This window comes from Bacillus xiamenensis (genome assembly GCF_001857925.1).
Taxonomy (GTDB): domain Bacteria; phylum Bacillota; class Bacilli; order Bacillales; family Bacillaceae; genus Bacillus; species Bacillus xiamenensis.
Genome location: NZ_CP017786.1, coordinates 3,390,062 through 3,407,256 on the forward strand (window position 1 = coordinate 3,390,062; position 17,195 = coordinate 3,407,256).

At 41.3% G+C, this 17,195-nt stretch carries 25 protein-coding genes; 16 read left to right on the forward strand and 9 right to left on the reverse strand.

Annotated features, from left to right (window positions below):
* Window positions 1–23 precede the first annotated feature (23 nt).
* Window positions 24–221 (forward strand): protein YpmT, encoded by a 198-nt coding sequence (ypmT, locus tag BK049_RS17400; protein WP_008358155.1) that lies wholly within the window; start codon window positions 24–26, stop codon window positions 219–221.
* A gap of 29 nt (window positions 222–250) precedes the next feature.
* Here the strand turns inward: ypmT and BK049_RS17405 are convergent, their stop codons facing one another.
* The 3 genes from BK049_RS17405 to BK049_RS17415 all read right to left on the reverse strand — a co-directional run bounded on the left by BK049_RS17405 (window position 251) and on the right by BK049_RS17415 (window position 1,784).
* Window positions 251–919 (reverse strand): DUF4397 domain-containing protein, encoded by a 669-nt coding sequence (locus tag BK049_RS17405; RefSeq protein ID WP_008358157.1) that lies wholly within the window; start codon window positions 917–919, stop codon window positions 251–253.
* 118 nt (window positions 920–1,037) lie between these two features.
* Window positions 1,038–1,298, reverse strand: coding sequence for a DNA alkylation repair protein (locus BK049_RS17410; RefSeq protein ID WP_071169048.1), 261 nt, complete (start codon window positions 1,296–1,298; stop codon window positions 1,038–1,040).
* Window positions 1,299–1,352: 54 nt separating this feature from the next.
* On the reverse strand, window positions 1,353–1,784 hold the full coding sequence (locus tag BK049_RS17415; RefSeq protein WP_041117740.1) for a MarR family transcriptional regulator: 432 nt from the start codon (window positions 1,782–1,784) through the stop codon (window positions 1,353–1,355).
* Between the two features lie 139 nt (window positions 1,785–1,923).
* Between BK049_RS17415 and msrA the strand changes: the two genes are divergently transcribed.
* Window positions 1,924–2,457 carry a peptide-methionine (S)-S-oxide reductase MsrA gene (gene msrA, locus BK049_RS17420; protein WP_071169049.1) on the forward strand — a complete coding sequence of 178 codons (534 nt, stop codon included), beginning with the start codon at window positions 1,924–1,926 and terminating at the stop codon, window positions 2,455–2,457.
* Window positions 2,457–2,888, forward strand: a complete 432-nt coding sequence (gene msrB, locus BK049_RS17425; protein ID WP_008358164.1) for a peptide-methionine (R)-S-oxide reductase MsrB — start codon at window positions 2,457–2,459, stop codon at window positions 2,886–2,888. The genes msrA and msrB overlap by 1 nt, the downstream gene beginning before the upstream one ends.
* A gap of 51 nt (window positions 2,889–2,939) precedes the next feature.
* Here the strand turns inward: msrB and BK049_RS17430 are convergent, their stop codons facing one another.
* Window positions 2,940–3,968, reverse strand: a complete 1,029-nt coding sequence (locus tag BK049_RS17430) for an SDR family NAD(P)-dependent oxidoreductase (protein ID WP_008358166.1) — start codon at window positions 3,966–3,968, stop codon at window positions 2,940–2,942.
* A 258-nt stretch (window positions 3,969–4,226) separates the two neighbouring features.
* Here BK049_RS17430 and BK049_RS17435 point away from each other — a divergent pair, with 258 nt between their 5' ends.
* The gene (locus tag BK049_RS17435; protein WP_008358168.1) at window positions 4,227–4,949 is read left to right on the forward strand and encodes an acylneuraminate cytidylyltransferase family protein; all 723 of its coding nucleotides are present in this window, start codon (window positions 4,227–4,229) and stop codon (window positions 4,947–4,949) included.
* 20 nt (window positions 4,950–4,969) lie between these two features.
* Here the strand turns inward: BK049_RS17435 and BK049_RS17440 are convergent, their stop codons facing one another.
* Window positions 4,970–5,932, reverse strand: a complete 963-nt coding sequence (locus tag BK049_RS17440; RefSeq protein WP_071169050.1) for a CgeB family protein — start codon at window positions 5,930–5,932, stop codon at window positions 4,970–4,972.
* 15 nt (window positions 5,933–5,947) lie between these two features.
* Complete coding sequence (locus BK049_RS17445; protein WP_008358173.1) at window positions 5,948–6,349, reverse strand: hypothetical protein; 402 nt, start codon at window positions 6,347–6,349, stop codon at window positions 5,948–5,950.
* A 206-nt stretch (window positions 6,350–6,555) separates the two neighbouring features.
* Between BK049_RS17445 and cgeC the strand changes: the two genes are divergently transcribed.
* From cgeC to BK049_RS17480, 7 genes are all read left to right on the forward strand, one after another.
* On the forward strand, window positions 6,556–6,876 hold the full coding sequence (cgeC, locus tag BK049_RS17450) for a spore maturation protein CgeC (RefSeq protein WP_008358174.1): 321 nt from the start codon (window positions 6,556–6,558) through the stop codon (window positions 6,874–6,876).
* Window positions 6,877–6,896: 20 nt separating this feature from the next.
* Complete coding sequence (locus BK049_RS17455) at window positions 6,897–8,192, forward strand: glycosyltransferase family 2 protein (protein WP_051009114.1); 1,296 nt, start codon at window positions 6,897–6,899, stop codon at window positions 8,190–8,192.
* Between the two features lie 156 nt (window positions 8,193–8,348).
* Window positions 8,349–9,725, forward strand: a complete 1,377-nt coding sequence (locus BK049_RS17460) for a sigma-54 interaction domain-containing protein (protein ID WP_071169051.1) — start codon at window positions 8,349–8,351, stop codon at window positions 9,723–9,725.
* Window positions 9,726–9,842: 117 nt separating this feature from the next.
* Window positions 9,843–11,243: a lysine 2,3-aminomutase gene (gene kamA / locus BK049_RS17465; RefSeq protein WP_071169052.1), complete on the forward strand. Its 1,401-nt coding sequence runs from the start codon at window positions 9,843–9,845 to the stop codon at window positions 11,241–11,243.
* A 2-nt stretch (window positions 11,244–11,245) separates the two neighbouring features.
* Window positions 11,246–11,527 (forward strand): YokU family protein, encoded by a 282-nt coding sequence (locus tag BK049_RS17470; RefSeq protein ID WP_008358183.1) that lies wholly within the window; start codon window positions 11,246–11,248, stop codon window positions 11,525–11,527.
* Between the two features lie 79 nt (window positions 11,528–11,606).
* Window positions 11,607–11,831, forward strand: a complete 225-nt coding sequence (locus BK049_RS17475; RefSeq protein WP_008346438.1) for a YozE family protein — start codon at window positions 11,607–11,609, stop codon at window positions 11,829–11,831.
* A gap of 147 nt (window positions 11,832–11,978) precedes the next feature.
* Window positions 11,979–12,659, forward strand: a complete 681-nt coding sequence (locus BK049_RS17480) for a hypothetical protein (protein ID WP_008358185.1) — start codon at window positions 11,979–11,981, stop codon at window positions 12,657–12,659.
* Here the strand turns inward: BK049_RS17480 and BK049_RS20015 are convergent.
* Window positions 12,656–12,790 carry a hypothetical protein gene (locus BK049_RS20015; protein WP_008358186.1) on the reverse strand — a complete coding sequence of 45 codons (135 nt, stop codon included), beginning with the start codon at window positions 12,788–12,790 and terminating at the stop codon, window positions 12,656–12,658. The two genes, BK049_RS17480 and BK049_RS20015, sit on opposite strands and share 4 nt — an antisense overlap.
* A 118-nt stretch (window positions 12,791–12,908) precedes the next feature.
* On the opposite strand from BK049_RS20015, the gene BK049_RS17485 reads away from it, so the two are divergent.
* The 5 genes from BK049_RS17485 (at window position 12,909) to BK049_RS17505 (ending at window position 15,813) form a co-directional block, all read left to right on the forward strand.
* On the forward strand, window positions 12,909–13,079 hold the full coding sequence (locus tag BK049_RS17485) for a YozD family protein (RefSeq protein WP_071169053.1): 171 nt from the start codon (window positions 12,909–12,911) through the stop codon (window positions 13,077–13,079).
* Between the two features lie 51 nt (window positions 13,080–13,130).
* Entirely contained in the window at window positions 13,131–13,739 is a 609-nt protein-coding gene (locus BK049_RS17490) for a phosphatase PAP2 family protein (RefSeq protein WP_008358190.1), read from the forward strand.
* A gap of 54 nt (window positions 13,740–13,793) precedes the next feature.
* Window positions 13,794–14,111: a YodL domain-containing protein gene (locus BK049_RS17495; RefSeq protein ID WP_008358192.1), complete on the forward strand. Its 318-nt coding sequence runs from the start codon at window positions 13,794–13,796 to the stop codon at window positions 14,109–14,111.
* Between the two features lie 110 nt (window positions 14,112–14,221).
* A complete protein-coding gene (gene deoD / locus BK049_RS17500; RefSeq protein WP_008358194.1) occupies window positions 14,222–14,917 on the forward strand; it encodes a purine-nucleoside phosphorylase in 696 nt (231 codons plus the stop codon).
* A gap of 68 nt (window positions 14,918–14,985) precedes the next feature.
* Window positions 14,986–15,813 (forward strand): M15 family metallopeptidase, encoded by an 828-nt coding sequence (locus BK049_RS17505; RefSeq protein WP_008358196.1) that lies wholly within the window; start codon window positions 14,986–14,988, stop codon window positions 15,811–15,813.
* A gap of 253 nt (window positions 15,814–16,066) precedes the next feature.
* Here the strand turns inward: BK049_RS17505 and BK049_RS17510 are convergent, their stop codons facing one another.
* Together BK049_RS17510 and BK049_RS17515 are read right to left on the reverse strand one after the other, a co-directional pair.
* Entirely contained in the window at window positions 16,067–16,324 is a 258-nt protein-coding gene (locus BK049_RS17510; protein WP_008360018.1) for a hypothetical protein, read from the reverse strand.
* A 92-nt stretch (window positions 16,325–16,416) separates the two neighbouring features.
* Entirely contained in the window at window positions 16,417–17,118 is a 702-nt protein-coding gene (locus BK049_RS17515) for a class I SAM-dependent methyltransferase (RefSeq protein ID WP_071169054.1), read from the reverse strand.
* Window positions 17,119–17,195: the final 77 nt, after the last annotated feature.

A 17,195-nucleotide genomic window follows, 5' to 3' on the forward strand; every position in this document is an offset into this window, starting at 1 on the left:
ACGTGTTAGTCAGGAGTGAAATCATGAAGCGAGTCTATCAATATTTTAGTTTACTGTCGCTCTTATTTGCTGCGTACTTTGGCATTACGGCTGCCACTGATTTAAAAGCAGAAAATATCGACCAGTTTTACTTAAATATCGCCTATTGTGCTTTGTTTTTAGGTATCATGATTCTTGCTTTTGATTTTCAAAAGCAAGAAAAAGCTGAAGATGTCTCGTAAGGAGCCTTTTCCATTTGGAAAGGCTCTTTTTACATTTGACGAGACAAGACCACCTTTGCCATAAGCTCTGGTTCTCCATTTGCAAAACCATGAAGCAAAATAAGATAGGCCCGCTTTGTTTGCAGATGGACTTTCGGGATATCAAGCAGCACACTCTGAGTACCAGACGCTTTCAATTCAAAATGATACTTATTCGGCGAGAAATGATGGGTTTGAGTGCCGCTCACATAACCGAGCTCCTTTGATAACATTCCTTGATCCCGTTCATATATATCAATGGGAGGGAGGTCTGGAGACAGCTGGACAAACGTCAGTGCTGACAAATCTTCTTGCTTAATCAGCGAGTCTTGCCTTTCTGTAAGCAGCGCAAAGCCAGTATGAGCTCCTGTGATACATAGTGTGTAAGTCTCGTTTCCCTTCATCGTCATACGAGAAGAAAGAACTCTTTCTTTTGTAGCCAGCTTGAATACTTCTATCTCATATACACCCTCATCCCACTCCATATATGCTGTCAGCTGGCCGTAAGGCATCTTCTTATGAATCTGGTGCTGGTTCACAAATACAGCGAGCTCACTTAAATCAGGTGCGGCGTGAAATATTCGAATAACGGCTTTTGAAGAGGTGTTTCTCTGATGGTATGGGTGGGCGGTAGCTGATGGACGATATAGAAAGTGATTCATCTCATAGAGCTGCTGCAAGTCCTCATCCCTTCTTTCTCATGCAATGTGTTTTTTGTAGCGTATGCACGACAGGGACGATCTGTATAGGCAAAAGAAACATAGAAAAAAGCCTGACAGATAGCGTCAGGCTCGCATGTTAAGAAGGAGACGAATATTGATGATATTCAGCCAGCTTTATGAACGTTTTTTCATCCTCAATTAAACCACAGACGCCGCATTGGACTTTGATTTTAGGACCTTGATAGCTCATGTGAAAAGGAGAAAGCTGATCACCTTCGTATGTTTCAACAACGGCTCCAGTCGCAGGATCAAGTTTCACAGGTTCTGAAATCTGTTCGATGAGATTAAAGCGCGTTCTATTGGTTTTGCAGTTTGGACAAAGATAAGGGCTTGTCATCGTTTATTCCACCTCTTTTTATCCGTAGCATGTCCTGAATGCTAAAATCTATGCTTAATTCTTTTGACTTTTATCCAGCTTTTTAAATAATTTGATCATCGTTTTTAGTTCTTCGTCATCAAAGGATTCAAATCGCTCCATGAAGTATTCTGTTTTCTTTTTCTCAAAATGCTCAGTAATTTCCTTACCCTTATCGGTTAAGTGGATTTTGATGATGCGGCGATCCTCTTTTGAACGGATGCGGGTGATCCAGCCTTTTTCTACAAGTGTGTCGGTCACCGCTGTAATATGACTGGCTGATACCCCGAGAATCGAAGCAAATTCCGTTACTTTTTTCGCACCCTGCTCACGCAGTAAATTTAAAATGAGAAATTCATTCCGAGATAATTCGTTTTCAAGCAGGCTGTTAATTTCATAACGAATCTGCTTAAATACGGTTCTCAGTAAAGTATCCATTTCATACATCATTTGTTTTCTTTGTTCCAATCATTAAACCCCCATTATATTTTAAGGATACGACAGAATGCTTTCTCTCCATTTTAGGTATACAAGTCGTATCATTTTCATTATTTTTTATCATGTTATAATATGATGATACCATTTTTTAAATGAAGGGGGCACTAATATGTCTGAAAAACAAGAATTAGCCACATTTGCCGGGGGCTGTTTTTGGTGTATGGTTAAACCTTTTGATGAACAGCCAGGCATTATCAAAGTTGAATCAGGGTATACTGGCGGACATACAGTGAATCCGACCTATGAGGAAGTTTGTACAAATACAACGGGGCATAGAGAAGCTGTTCAAATCACATTTGATCCTGATGTTTTTCCATATGAGAAGCTATTAGAACTATATTGGCAGCAAATAGACCCAACAGATGATGGAGGGCAATTTGGTGACAGAGGAGAATCCTACCGTACAGGTATTTATGTTCACAACGAAAAACAAAGGCAGCTTGCAGAAACATCAAAACAGCAGCTGAGCCAAAGCGGAATCTTCCAAAAACCAATCGTCACTGAAATTTTAGACGCTGGTCCTTTTTATCCCGCTGAGGAATATCATCAGCATTATTATAAAAAGAACAAAATGCACTACGAACGATATCATGTCGGTTCGGGTAGAGCAGGTTTTATTAAGTCTCATTGGAGTGATAAATAATGGCCAACGAAAAAGAGCAGCGCATCAAAGAATTAAACCGGATGCAGTATGAAGTCACGCAAAATAATGGCACTGAGCCGCCATTTCAAAATGAATTTTGGGATCATAAAGAAGAGGGCATTTACGTAGATATCATTTCAGGCAAACCATTGTTTTCTTCTTTGGATAAATTTGATGCCCACTGCGGCTGGCCAAGTTTTACAAAACCGATTGAAGATCAAGAGGTAGAAGAGAAGGTTGATACGAGTCATGGGATGGTTCGGACAGAGGTTCGCAGTAAGACAGCGGATTCTCATCTTGGTCATGTTTTTCCGGATGGGCCAGGGCCAAACGGTCTTCGATATTGTATTAACTCAGCCGCTTTGAAGTTTATCCCAAAGGATGATCTTGAAAAAGAGGGCTACGGTCATTTGAACCATCTATTTAAATGATTGATTGAAAAATCGTCACATGGAAAGCGAGTGCTTCCGTGTGACGATTTTTTATTTTTTATGATGCGTATGATGTAATTGTTCAATGATGTGAAACAGCTTCTCTTTTGTAATGAGCGGTGCTTTGTTTGACGTGTAATTGATCAAATCGATTTTTTTGAACGCGGGGTGCAGATGCGGTCTCGGTAAGATGGCATAAAACTGTTCATGTTCAAACAGTGTATCTGCTTCGTGAGGGAATGTGAGTTCCTCGTGCAGTTTTTCTCCTGATCTTTTTCCGATCACGAGAATATCAGGAGATGCAACATTGATTTGACCGGCATATTCATGAAACGCTTTTAATAGATCAGCCAGCTGTAATGACTCCATCTTGAGAATAAACGTTTCGCCGCCTTTCATCATGATCGCCGCTTTAAGTGTGAGGGATACAGCTTCTTCAATGGACATAAAAAAACGTGTCATCTTAGGGTCTGTTACCGTTAAAGGCTTCTCATTTAACAGCTGCTGGAGCATGATGGGAATGACGGAACCCCTTGATCCAAGCACATTGCCAAAGCGTACAGAACAAAACATCGTTTTTTGATTAGCGATACTTTCGTTCGCTTGAAAAAATAATTTCTCTGAAATCAATTTTGTTGCACCCATGGCATTTGTTGGAGAGACGGCTTTGTCGGTTGAAATGTTGACAACATGACTGACTTCATGCTCGATTGCTGCTTCAATGACATGCTGTCCGCCGATGATATTGGTTTGAACGGCTTCAAACGGATTATCTTCACAAGTGGGTACTTGTTTTAAGGCAGCTGCATGAAAGATGATATCAACCCCTTTGACAAGCTGTCTCACACGGCTTGCATCCCGCACATCTCCAAGTGCAAATACGACCTCTGGATACGCTGCATACTCATTTTTCATCATGTATTGTTTGCTGTCATCCTTACTGAAGACAATGATTTTCTTAGGAGAGCATGCTGTTAATTTTTTCACAATTTGACGACCGATCGACCCCGTGCCGCCTGTGACCAATATAATTTTGTCGCGAAAAAAGGTCTTCAAACTCATTTCTACCTGTTTGGACATATCTAATCCCCCAACTCTCATTTCTCTACTTTGTATCATATGTAAAAGCGTGACAGACGTTTGAGGAAAAGAACCACTTTATGCATAAATTAGGTGAACAAATTATAACCATCTGCTTGACGTCTTAATAGAATATGTAGAGATAGAAGAACAAGTAGAAAAACGAGAATCGTGAACACTTCAGTACTGCGATCAGCTCAGCGTAATGGAAAAGCTTTTTTGCAGGATACTGGGCTGCACGAGGGGAGAAGATCATACATGTATAGGGGAAATCGTATTTTAGCCATGATACCAGCTTTTAGCGGCCAGCAAACTCATCATTCAAAACACATTCGTGTAGTAGCGGAGCGTCCGCTGATCTATTGGACCATTCAGCCGTTATTACAAATGGTTGAATTAGATGAAGTCATCGTATCTTCAGAGGATGTGAATACTCAAATCATTTCGTCTCACTACGGGGCAAATGTGATTGAGCTGCCAAGCACACATGTGACCGAACAAACACCTGCTATACTGGCTGTGAAGCATGCGCTTGCTTATTTAGAACGAGAGGGGAAGACATTTGATATTGTGTTGTATCTGCCTCCTTTATCACCACTAAGGCAGCCGGAAGATATTGAGAACTGCTTGAAGCTGCTAGTCGAAGGGGGATTTGATTGTACGGCTTCTTTCACAGAGGCGTTAGAAAACCCGAATGAAACGTGGACACTTCATGAAACCAATGAAGCGAACCTTTATAAGGACAATCATTATTTTTTCATTCCAACACATGACCACCCTTATACGTATGGGCGTTTAAATGGTGCTGTCTATGCGTTTCATGTTCCTTATGCAAAAGAATGCATTCATTCCTTTTTAGAAGGATCTGTTGGAGCGTATATGATGGATCGTGAGCAATCGCTTGTTGTCCTAAATGAGGCAGATCGGAAAAAGGCAGAGAGCGTTTTATTGGCTCGGCAAGATGCAGAAGGAACGGTATAATCAGTAAGAAAAGCGCCCGGTCATAGGGCGCTTTTGGTTATTTCATAAAGTCTGTATGGCAGCGTATCAAATGTGTTCCAGCGAACGACCTGCTCGTAATTATTCTGCGCGACCGACTGTCTTTTTTCAACGTTGGTGATATAATACTCGACCTGTTCAATCAAATCGTTCTCATCTGTGTAAAAAGCAAAGCTTGAAAATGCCTGCGGCGGTTTCAGGTCCGTCAATTGAAAGCGTCCGCTTGCAGCGATATCAAACGCTCTGTTGTTCAGGCTCGTATTTTGAACCATGGCTTTGTTTTGATTATAGGCAAATTGTGCCGGCCTGTGCGGATTTAGAACAATGGCTGATGTTTGATAGATCTCTGCTATTTGCTGTGGGTTCAGCCAATGGGTCATCAGTGTTACATCACGATATCGTCTGCGTGATTTATTCAACTGACGATGCCATTCTTTACCTGCAACGAGAATACGCCATTTGTTTTGATGTAAGAGTGTATGGATGGCTTTGATGCGGTTTGGGTAAGGGTAGCCAATGAGTGCAATGTCATAGATGCGCGTCTCAAGCAGGGATTCTTTTTTTTGAAATACTTTTGTGTTTGTCGGAATAGGAAAGTAGTGCGAGTGATTAGCGCCAAGTTGTTTGTAAAATGACAAAGCACCTTCGTCAATCGTTAAGATCAGCTGTGCATCACCTGCGCAAGCAGCTGACACATCTGTGTAAAAAGGGTCTTCTGTCATCCACAGCACGATCGGGATCTTTTCTTGTTTGAATTGATGAAGCAAGTCTTTTGGAACATGGTCACCGATCATCATGAAAACAAAATCCGGAGAAAATGTCCGGATTTTGTGCATATGATCGAGGAGAGATTCTCTTTCCATTTTGATACAGGAAAACGGGGAATCAATGAAGCTTTCTTCTATCCATTGATCGAAATGCCGATAGATTCCACCGTAGCCAGAGCTGATATAAAGAAGCTTCATGATGGCCCTCTCACATTAAGATGTGAACGTAACACTTTCAACTTTATCTACATCTAATAGAGTCGTTGCAGAGCCTGTAGGTGTCACAGAGCTTTCTTGTGTGACGAAAACAATACCCGCTGAAGCATCGAATGATACGAATTGAACTGGACCGATTAAGTCTCCTGAGTCCATCACAATGCTAATGACTGTGCCTGGTGCAAGTCTTGCAAAAATCCATCTTGCTGCTTGAGAAGTGTTGAGTGCTGCAGCAGAACCTGTCGCGGATGCCTCGACTGCCACCTCACTAAATAAATTGTTTAATTTTTCTTCCACTTGAACTCCTCCTTCTTCGAGATTGGCTGTTAATGCATGACTAAGCGGTTGGAAAAACAGCTTTAATAGCTCTTTTTTTAATTCGGCACGCTTTTCGCTCATCTTTTCCCCATCCTTTCTTCATCCTTTCAAACACACCATTATGTATATGCTGTTCTCTTTTTTTGGTATAAGCAGAATGCTCATTCCTTGTTCTTTTTTCATTTAATGATTTCACACATTTTTTAAAATGTTCTCAAGTGCTGATGCTAAATGAAGTGAATCTCATACTCTAGTAAAGATCAAAGGAGAAGAGAGAGGGATTTTGAATGGAATTTGAACAATTATTAAGTGGCTGGAACGAAGAATTACTAGAAGCAGAAGGAGTCCTTGAAGTGATGTTGATTTTACTTCTTCTTCGTCTTTTAGAGGGAAGTGAGGAAGAAAGTGCGTCAGAAATCAAAGAATTGCTGCGTTCATGGCTTGAGCTGGGCATTCCGGTACCGCGTGTTCATTTAGTCAACGGAGATGTGCTGCAAAACGTAATTGTCGTGCAATTGTTTGATTCAGTGGCAGTCTTTAAAAATGCGACAAATCAGCTAAGAGTGAGTGTTCCTTACGTGAACATTGTCAGCTGGGGAGCTTTTTAATCTATTTAAAAAAGGATAATGTGATCATGAAAGTATCAGTGATTTTAACAAGCTATAATAAACCTGATTTCATTGATCGTGTGCTAAGGAGTATGGTGGAACAAACGTATCAGCATTGGGAGCTTTTGATTATGGATGATGGGTCAGAACAAGAAACGATTCAAAAGATCGAGCCTTTTTTAGACGATGAGCGCATCCAGTTGTATTCGCATCAAATTCATCCTGCAAATCGGCTGACGACCGTACGGTATGCGACGCTTATTAATGAAGCTTTAACACGTATAACAGGCGAGCTGGTTTGTTATTTAACTGATGATACGGTGTACCGGAAAGATCGTTTAGAGAAAATGGTGGATGTTTTTCAGTCGAACCCTGACATCGATATCGTGTATTCCTCGCAGCGTGTCGTGCAGGTGAATCAGCATTCGATGGAAACGGGGAGCTTCGTCCGAGAAGCAGAACAAGTGTTAGAGCATGCGTCCTTTCAAGTCGACCATTGTTCGGTCATGCACAGAAGGCGATTGCTTCCACTTATTCATGATCAATACGGACAATACTGGGCTGATGATCCGAAACATTGGCATCATGGAGACTCCGTTTTTTGGAAGAGGCTAAATCATTTTGCTGCGTTCTTTCCATTAAAAGAAATACTTGATATCACATATAAAACACCACAATCATTCCATCATATGTTTTCAAGTATGCCCTATGATTTAATTGATGGAACCGTGATCGAAAAGGGTGGAGATTATTATCAGATCGCTCACGGATATCTTCATCGAATTGACAGGCGCTGGGTCAATGGAAAGAACAGGCGTGCGATTCGTGTGCCATCGTTATGTACGATGAAATATGAAATAAGAGAAATGCTCACAGTGCCAAATGATACAGTCGTCACCGCAGATTACGGAAAAACGTTTTATTATATTGAACATCAGAAAAAAAGACGATTTGCTTCAAAACGTGATGTACAATACTTTCAGTTTCACCCAAATGAGATATACACCATTTCAAATGAACAGCTCGAGACGTTTGAGGATGGCAGCATTATTCAAGTATCGCCTGTTTTCAGCCCGCCAAACAGACGGCTGTTTAAATGGAAACAAGATATCTATTTACTGGTACATGACACCTTTTGCCGGATTGTACCTGAGGTAGTGAAGTTATTTGCGTTTTACCATCAGCCAATCAAGCTGTATCCCTCTCAATTTGCCTTTTTTCCAGAAGGGAAGCCAATTGTGCCGCTGTATATGGAATCACTGCAAGAATTCGACATGTCTCTTTATCAAACATCAGGGCGAAAGTACTCCTCATAAGAGGGGTGCTTTTTTTTAGAATAGACAAAAAAAGCAGGAGATCGAAAGGAAAAAGCGAAACGTGAAAAGGGTAGGGGAACGATATGAACATGATCAAGCCGCTGAAAATTGGGCAATGGATGCCGGGTTTTCGGCATAGAAAGCGAGGGGGAAGAAATGGGGAAGGTTGTCGAAAGAGCGGATTGGTTTGAATTAATTTTAGAAGCCATCGACGAAGCGATTCATGTTGTAGACGATCAGGGGGTCACCATTTTTTATAATCATAACGCAGCGAAGTTTGACTGTTTAGATAAAAAAGAGGTGGTTGGCAAATTCATCCTGGATGTGTATCCATCATTAACTGAAAAAACAAGTACACTCATGCATGTGCTCAGAACAGGAAAGCCCATTTATCATTCTTTACAAACCTATTTGAATAAAAATGGAGAAAAAATTGAAACGGTCAACACCACATTGCCCATTATAGAAGGCAGCAAGTTAATAGGCGCAGTAGAAGTAGCCAAAGATGTTTCAAAGCTGTCAGCGCTCTCGAATCGTTTAGATCAAAAAAAACGATCAGATGGAGTCACTGAAATTGATCAAATGCATGATTTTTCTTCATTTTTAACAAATGATTCACACTTAAAAGAGACGCTTGACAAGGTTAAAAAAGCTGCTGCATATCCTTCATCCGTTGTTGTCTACGGGGAAACAGGGACTGGAAAAGAAGTACTCGTACAAGCCATAGTCCATGAATCTGACCGAAAAGACCGGGTCTTCATCCCGCAAAACTGCGCGGCGCTTCCAGAGTCATTACTTGAGAGCCTTTTATTCGGATCTGTCAAAGGGAGCTATACGGGCGCCGTTGATCGCAAGGGGCTGTTTGAATTAGCAGATGGGGGTACACTTTTTCTTGATGAGCTGCAGGCGATGCCGCTTACATTGCAGACAAAACTACTGCGTGTTTTAGAGGATGGTGTTGTCCGCCGCATAGGTGATTCAAAGGCCATTCAAGTGGATGTCAGAGTCATAACTGCACTGAATGTAGACCCATTTGAAGCGGTTAAAAAGCAAATTTTAAGAGAAGACTTGTTTTATAGACTGCATGTGTCATCTTTTCATATCCCGCCACTTCGTGCGAGAAAGCATGATATCCAGCTGTTATCCCGCCACTTTATTCAAACCTATCATCAGCAATTTTCTAAACATGTGACCCGTCTTTCTGAAGAAACGACCCAATTATTTATGGCTCACCAGTGGCCAGGGAATGTGAGAGAACTAAAACATACCATTGAGCATGCCGTTTTGATGATGCCAAAGGAAGCGGTAGAAATAACCCCGGCGTATCTTCCTGCTCATTTACGAACGCACAAGGTAGATAAGAGCCCGCCTGAGTCCTCATTAAAAACTCAAGTGACTTCATTTGAACAAACGCTGATCCAAGAAGCTTTAAGAAAGCATGCTGGGAATATTAAGCAAACTGCCGCAGCCTTAAAGATTCCTCGACAAACACTGCAGTATAAAATGAAAAAATATGCAGGTGCCGAAAAGTAGGCACCTCAAAAAATTGAATACCACGGAAAAAGCTCCTTTTGTAAAGAGTAGGGGCATTTTCCCATGTTGGCACATAACTTGCATAGTATAAAGTGAATGCTGATAGGGGGAATGGATATGAATCAGAAACTGTATCAACCGGCGCGACACTGGAAGGACATTGAGCTATGGAAGGATGTCCCTGAGGAGAAATGGAACGACTGGATTTGGCAGCTGACGCATACTGTTAAAACGCTTGATGATTTAGAAAAAGTCGTGAACTTAACAGAAGAGGAAAAAGAAGGGGTGAAGATTTCCACCAAAACCATTCCACTAAACATTACACCCTACTATGCCTCACTGATGAATCCAGACGATCCAAGATGTCCAATCCGTATGCAGTCTGTACCAATTGCAGAGGAGCTTCATAAAACCAAATATGACCTGGAAGACCCGCTTCATGAAGACGAGGATTCACCTGTCCCGGGTCTAACGCACCGCTATCCAGATCGTGTGCTGTTTCTTGTGACAAATCAGTGCTCCATGTACTGCCGCTATTGTACGAGAAGACGTTTTTCCGGTCAGATCGGCATGGGCGTACCGAAAAAGCAACTAGATGCGGCAATTGGCTATATTAGAGAAACACCTGAAGTGCGGGATGTGTTAATTTCAGGTGGTGACGGGCTTTTAATCAATGATCAAGTGCTTGAATACATTTTGAAAAACTTACGAGATATTCCTCATGTTGAAATCATTCGAATTGGTACTCGTGCTCCGGTTGTCTTTCCGCAGCGAATTACGGATGAACTGTGTGAGATTCTGAAAAAATATCATCCGGTTTGGCTGAATACCCATTTCAATACAAGCATTGAAATCACAAAAGAAGCAAAAGAAGCGTGTGAACGTCTTGTCAATGCCGGTGTCCCTGTAGGCAATCAGGCTGTGATCCTTGCGGGGATTAATGACAGTGTACCGATTATGAAAAAGCTGATGCATGATCTCGTGAAGATTCGCGTCAGACCTTATTATATTTATCAATGTGATTTATCTGAGGGCATCGGCCACTTTAGAACACCCGTCTCAAAAGGTCTTGAAATCATTGAAGGCCTAAGAGGACATACGAGTGGTTATGCCGTGCCAAGCTTTGTTGTAGATGCGCCAGGAGGAGGAGGCAAGATCGCCTTACAGCCAAATTATTTATTGTCACAAAGCCCTGAAAAAGTCGTTCTTCGTAACTTTGAAGGTGTCATTACCTCATATCCAGAGCCAGAACATTACGTCGCTGGCCAGGCGGATGCATATTTTAATGAAATTTACGAAAAGAAGAAAGAACCGGCAATCGGTGTGACCGCTTTATTTCAGGATGAGGCCAAATCCTTTACACCTGAAAATTTAAGCCGAATGAAACGAAGAGCGTCGTATGAGACAAATCCTGAACACGATACGCTCAAAAATAAACGTGAAAAGCGAGATGAATTAAAAGAAAAGAAATATCAAGCGCAGCTCAAAAAAGAACAAACCGTAAAGGAGGAGAAATAACGTTGCTGACATGTGATTGGTGTGAGGAGAAGAAAGCAAATGAAGAGCAGACAACGGTCTATTGGGAGCTGATCACCGGCACACAGTCAATTGAAATAATTGAAACGCCCTCAATCTCCTGCACGCATTGCGGCATGACCTATCAGAAGGATGAAACGGTAAAAGAGATAGAAGATCAATTGATTTTAGTCGATCAAACAAAGCTGCCCGAAAAAATCTCATATGAAGAATTAATGAGTATGAAGCGATTATTAAAGCGAAATTACTTTGATTTTTCATCATAAGTTGTACCTCCGCCTATACAAGTCATCAATTTCCTGTATAATATAACAACAAAACAGAGTGTCGCGGAGGGAATTACAGGTGAAGTCGTTTTACCACTATTTAATGAAGTACAGACATCCAAAACCGAAAGATGACATCAGTCATTTTGCCAATGCTGCTTATGAAGATCACAGCTTCCCTAAAGCTTCCACTGATTATCATGAGCTGTGTGCGTATTTAGAGTTAAATGGGGACTATTTAAGCTCTATGACGACATTTGACGAAGCATTTGAGCAATACGAAGTAGAAGTCAAAAAAAAATAACACATAACACCGCTTGTTCCGTATGGGAGAAGCGGTTTTTTATTGGGGAAATAAAATGGCGTTTTGCATGGTGTGGTTGCCCATGCAGAATTCCTTGCGCCGGCATACGATACGTTAAGACCAAAAGTCGGGCAAGGGGGAGACAAAATGAAGGCGAAAGCACCAAAATATAAAGTAGGGGATATTGTCGTCGTTGTCATGTACGGCACTGTTGGAACGATAACAAAAGTCCATCAAATTGACCAGCACTATCTATATGAGGTCAATCATAATGAGGTGCTTTATTTTGAAACATCACTTCAGCTTTATGACGAGTACGACGGGGTGATTGTGGATACAGAAAAGCTGGACATTGAATATGAGTTCCTCATTGGCGATGTTGTATATGTAAAAGATTACGGAAAAGAGCTGTTTAAAATCATTGGCCATCGGACTGAAATTTGGCGCTACCTTGAAGATGGCTGGGAAGATGTGATTTACGAACTCACGAGGTTAAAAGACGGAGAATGGCTGGAAACAGAAGAGGAAGACTTGACGCTTGTCCTAAGGAAATATGAGATGGACCAGTTTGTCCATCAGCTTCTTTTTGTGCATTACGTTGGGGAGACCTCAAAAGAAATAGAAGAAGATATGGTGCAGACGGCACTATTACAGTTAGAAGAGAAACAAGAAAGCGAAGCCACACTAGAATTCCTCGCTGTATCTATAGTGGATGAGCTTCTTGACATTTACAATGATTATAAAATTCTCTATGAATTTTTTAAGGACCCAGAATACAAGGATATGATGGACTTTATTTTGGAAAGCTTAAACGAACATTTTGGTTAAAGAAAGACTTGTCCTAACACGAATAAAAAATAAGGGACACAGAAAAAAGCAATCACATAAAACCATCCCCTCAAGATACGGCCCATCACTTGATCAAAAGTATCTCCATCTAATATGCTTAACCATTTCATTGTCTCAAGCCCCTTTTCTTTGTGTTTACTGCATTTATATGTATGGAATGAGCCATTATGACAAACTGTAATAAAAATAAGGGAGCGTTCATACATCATAAAAAAGGAGGCTAAAGCAATGAAAGAAGCTGATTTGGTGATTGATACAGAGGAAATTGCAGAATACTTCTACATGGAGCTGGTCAAAAGAGGGTACATACCATCTGAGCTGGAAACATTTGAGCTTGCTGATATCACATTTGAATATATGCTGAGGAAAGCAATGATAGTTGAAGAAGACGCTTGGTAGGCACTATACTTTGAAGAGATTCTGAGTAGAAAGGGAGGGGAATACTTTAGCGTGTATGTGATCATTCTTTTCATGATATTTGGCGCCATCGCTGCGCTTATGGTATCTGGTGTGTTTCAAAAATTGGACAACCAGATCATCTTATCGTTTGAGAACATGAGACTTCCTTTTTTAAATGACGTCATGCTCACTTTGACTGATTTTGGCATCAGTGCACTGCTTGTCCCAATCATGCTCATCTTTAGTGTGGTGCTGCTCGCGTATAAACGCTACTACTCTATCATGCTGCTTTTTCTGCTCTATATTTCAGAAAGGGCGATCAATCATGAACTGAAAGGGCTTTTTGCTAGAGAGCGTCCAGCCTTTGATCATCTAGTGAATGAAACATATTACAGCTTTCCGAGCGGTCATTCAATGAATGCAGCAACAATCTATCCGTTTATCGCATATCTATTAATTGAGATGATTCCATGGCTCAAAAAAAGACAAAAAGCGGTCTATATGGTGACAGGATTATGTGTGCTGATGATTGGCATCAGCAGGATGTATATCGGTGTACATTATTTGACGGATGTAGCAGGGGGCTTTGCGATCGGACTAGCTTTATTTCTCATATGTAAAAAGATTGACGAAAAATTGTCCGGCATTCGACAAAATTAGAAGAAGGAAATTAACAAATCCCAGCTAATTTTATATAAAAGGGGAGGGATTTGAATGCAATTGACGTTGAGATTTTTTCAAAAGAAACCTTCAGCATATCACTTAACCATTTACCAAACACCTGAATATGGTGCTGTAAGCGGGCATCAGCCTGTGTACCGGACAAAGATTGGCGGCAGGACACACCTTGATGTACTGGAAAAAGCATTCTCGACATTTAATGTACAAGATACAGTCCCTAATGATTACAATGCACGGTTCATCTCAACAGGGGATATCGTTGTGATTGATGATCAGAAAAAAGGGAAGTGCTATTATCAGCTCTTTCCGACAGGATGGAAACGCAGTGAACGCCTAATGACGATGAGTTAAATATAAACTGATGATGCCAGCCTCACATCCAGCTGGTATTTTCTTTTTCCCCTCAATCGTTTATAATAAATGGGACTAAATACATGTTAAATGTAAGTGGAGGCTGACAAATGAGTGTACATATTGGAGCAGAAAAAGGACAAATTGCAGAAACGGTATTGCTGCCAGGTGATCCGCTTCGTGCGAAATATATTGCAGATACATATTTAGAAGATGTTGTGTGCTATAACGAAGTGCGCGGCATGTATGGCTTTACTGGAACGTATAAAGGGAAGCGTATTTCTGTACAAGGCACTGGAATGGGCGTACCGTCTATTTCGATCTATGTGAATGAGCTGATCCAAAGCTATGATGTTCAAAACTTAATTCGTGTTGGCTCTTGCGGAGCGATCAAAAAGGACGTCAATGTGCGTGATGTCATTTTAGCTCAAACATCATCAACAGATTCTCAAATGAACCGTGTGGCATTTGGACCGATTGATTATGCGCCTTGCGCAGATTTTGATCTTCTGAAGAAAGCCTATGACACAGCCGAAGCAAAAAATGTAGCTGTGCGTGTTGGGAATGTGTTTACCGCAGACCAATTTTATAATGAAAAACCACTTGAGCTGATGGATCAATATGGAATTCTAGCGATTGAAATGGAGACAACAGCTCTTTATACGCTCGCTGCAAAATTTGGCAGAAAAGCGTTGTCGATTTTGACAGTGAGTGATCATGTGCTAACAGGAGAAGAAACAACTGCTGAAGAGCGCCAAACAACGTTTGACGAAATGATCTTAATTGCACTAGAGTCTGTTTTATAATAGTATAAAGGATGTGCTACGACGTAGCGCATCTTTATTTTTTTAGTAGAGCAAAAGGAAGGTATGTCATGAAGAAAAGCTATAAAATACTCTCAATCGCATCGATTCTTGGTTTGACGGCCGCATTATCAGGCTGCCAGTTGCTGGATCAAAAAAGCGGTACCAGTGAATCCAACAAAACAAGCGAACAAAAAACTCAAAGTTCATCGTCCCAGCAAAACTCAAATGATACGGCAGATTCATCTAATCAAGAGCTGACGTTAAAGAGTGAATATTTCAATGACATCAAGGTTGTTAGCGGGCTGAAAACCATTCAAAATCCTGAAAATGTGCTCGCACTTGTCAACAAAGAATACGCACTGCCAGGAACCTATAAACCTTCTGATCTCGTTGTACCAAAAGTAGAATTCTCTTTTACAGAGGATATTGAAAAACGATATATTCGGAAAGTAGCAGCGGAGGCACTTGAGAAATTATTCAAAGGTGCGAAAAAGAAAAACTTCGAGCTGGCCGCTGTATCTGGCTATCGCTCCTATGATCGTCAAAAAGTTATTTTTGATAGTGAAGTCAAATTAAAAGGGAAAGAAAAAGCCCAAGAAGCCGTAGCATTACCAGGCGAAAGTGAACATCAAACAGGTCTTGCAATAGACATTTCCTCAAAAAGTGCCGGTTTTGAGATTTCTGAAAAATTTGGTGAAACACCTGATGGCAAATGGGTCGCCAAAAATGCCTATAAATATGGCTTTATCATCCGTTATCCAAAAGGAAAAGAAGACATCACAAAATATGAATATGAGCCGTGGCACCTGCGCTATGTAGGGAAAGAAGCCGCAAAAGCGATGCATGATCACGACTTAACATTCGAAGAGTACATGAACAAAGTCAAGAAAGTATAACAAAAAAGGCCTCCCAGCTTATGGGGAGGCCTTCCAGCGTGTAGACAAACCCTCGCATTCTTTGTCAGTCCTGCGTGCCGGTGCTCACGAATCTTAAATTCGCTCCGCTCCGGTACTCGTCCTTCCTAGACTGCAAAGGTTTTCATGTCACGCTGAAAAGAAGACAAAGGGCTAAAATCAAGATCATTTTAGCCCTTTGTCAACAATCTGAAAGGCCTCCCAGCTTATGGGGAGGCCTTCTTTTATTGTCTTTTTAAAAAAAGAACAAACCTGCTAATGCGAAGCCGGTAATAAAACCGAGGCCAATGCCGTAAGCTGCACCCCAGCCCCAGCCATAATAACCTCCGTAATATCCAAAGCCAAAGCCCCCGCGGGACCCGCCGATTGGACGGATATAGACTTTGCGGTTTGTCACCCGCTCAATACGTCCAACATGTACTCTGCCATTACGATCAGTGATTCTAGCCACTTTTCCCATATGCTGCTGACAAAGCTTGTAGTAGCGCTCCATGTTTTACCTCCTTATGATAAACTCTTTTCACTCTTATCCTATGCGAGAGACTTCATAGAGTTTGGACAAAACATATAGGAGATTCGCTCATTTTATACTGTACATTCAAATAAAATGTGACTTAGGTTTTCTCGGTGGGCTCCAATAAGCTCATAGTGTGTTTGCAGTGTATCGTAAAGAGACGGTGGTATTTGTTCAGATAGTTCCATTTCTGTAGTAGGCTCCTCCTGCACCATGTGCTCATCAAAAGAGAGAATCCGAATATCGCGGAATCCTGCCAATGTTAACTGTTCTTTCCATTCTGAAAGTGAAAAGAGGGAGTGAAACCCGTAAAACTCTCGAACAGCTGCCTGTTCTTTTGGTGTGAGCGGTGCTTTTAACACAGCCTCATTAGCGATCAATTGACCTCCAGGAGCAAGTACCCGTTTAATCTCTGCAAGTGCAGACTGTAAATGGGTGAAGCTTAATACAGATTCACTGATCACTAGAGAGAACGATGCATCAGCAAATGGTAGTTGTTCAATAGAAGCTTGCAGGGCATGGAGCGGCAGTTTTTCACGCGCGAATCGAAGGTTAGCCTTTTTAATCATCAACGGATGAGTATCAATCGCTTTCACCTGATAACCTAAATGCCCTAAATATGCGGCTGTTTGTCCTGTACCGCATCCAGTATCCAGTATATGATCATCAGGCTTCAAGTTCATTTGCTCGATCATCGTTTTTGTTAACTCTATTCCACCAGGATGAGCACCTGATACACCAAAATAGGCAAGCATTTCTACATAATCACTCATGGAATCCCTTCTTTCCTTATCATGTTTCTCTCTAAAGATTATGCAATCCAGGGTCAAATGGCTTATCTTTTCAAATA

Bases quoted from the DNA above. Each gene is read 5' to 3' on its own strand.
- ypmT (WP_008358155.1), top strand. From the start codon at position 24: ATGAAGCGAGTCTATCAATATTTTAGTTTACTGTCGCTCTTATTTGCT.
- BK049_RS17410 (WP_071169048.1), bottom strand. From the start codon at position 1,298: ATGACAAGCCCTTATCTTTGTCCAAACTGCAAAACCAATAGAACGCGC.
- msrA (WP_071169049.1), top strand. From the start codon at position 1,924: ATGTCTGAAAAACAAGAATTAGCCACATTTGCCGGGGGCTGTTTTTGG.
- msrB (WP_008358164.1), top strand. From the start codon at position 2,457: ATGGCCAACGAAAAAGAGCAGCGCATCAAAGAATTAAACCGGATGCAG.
- BK049_RS17430 (WP_008358166.1), bottom strand. From the start codon at position 3,968: ATGTCCAAACAGGTAGAAATGAGTTTGAAGACCTTTTTTCGCGACAAA.
- BK049_RS17435 (WP_008358168.1), top strand. From the start codon at position 4,227: ATGTATAGGGGAAATCGTATTTTAGCCATGATACCAGCTTTTAGCGGC.
- BK049_RS17440 (WP_071169050.1), bottom strand. From the start codon at position 5,932: ATGAAGCTTCTTTATATCAGCTCTGGCTACGGTGGAATCTATCGGCAT.
- BK049_RS17445 (WP_008358173.1), bottom strand. From the start codon at position 6,349: ATGAGCGAAAAGCGTGCCGAATTAAAAAAAGAGCTATTAAAGCTGTTT.
- cgeC (WP_008358174.1), top strand. From the start codon at position 6,556: ATGGAATTTGAACAATTATTAAGTGGCTGGAACGAAGAATTACTAGAA.
- BK049_RS17460 (WP_071169051.1), top strand. From the start codon at position 8,349: ATGGGGAAGGTTGTCGAAAGAGCGGATTGGTTTGAATTAATTTTAGAA.
- kamA (WP_071169052.1), top strand. From the start codon at position 9,843: ATGAATCAGAAACTGTATCAACCGGCGCGACACTGGAAGGACATTGAG.
- BK049_RS17480 (WP_008358185.1), top strand. From the start codon at position 11,979: ATGAAGGCGAAAGCACCAAAATATAAAGTAGGGGATATTGTCGTCGTT.
- BK049_RS20015 (WP_008358186.1), bottom strand. From the start codon at position 12,790: ATGAAATGGTTAAGCATATTAGATGGAGATACTTTTGATCAAGTGATG.
- BK049_RS17485 (WP_071169053.1), top strand. From the start codon at position 12,909: ATGAAAGAAGCTGATTTGGTGATTGATACAGAGGAAATTGCAGAATAC.
- BK049_RS17495 (WP_008358192.1), top strand. From the start codon at position 13,794: ATGCAATTGACGTTGAGATTTTTTCAAAAGAAACCTTCAGCATATCAC.
- deoD (WP_008358194.1), top strand. From the start codon at position 14,222: ATGAGTGTACATATTGGAGCAGAAAAAGGACAAATTGCAGAAACGGTA.
- BK049_RS17505 (WP_008358196.1), top strand. From the start codon at position 14,986: ATGAAGAAAAGCTATAAAATACTCTCAATCGCATCGATTCTTGGTTTG.
- BK049_RS17510 (WP_008360018.1), bottom strand. From the start codon at position 16,324: ATGGAGCGCTACTACAAGCTTTGTCAGCAGCATATGGGAAAAGTGGCT.
- BK049_RS17515 (WP_071169054.1), bottom strand. From the start codon at position 17,118: ATGAGTGATTATGTAGAAATGCTTGCCTATTTTGGTGTATCAGGTGCT.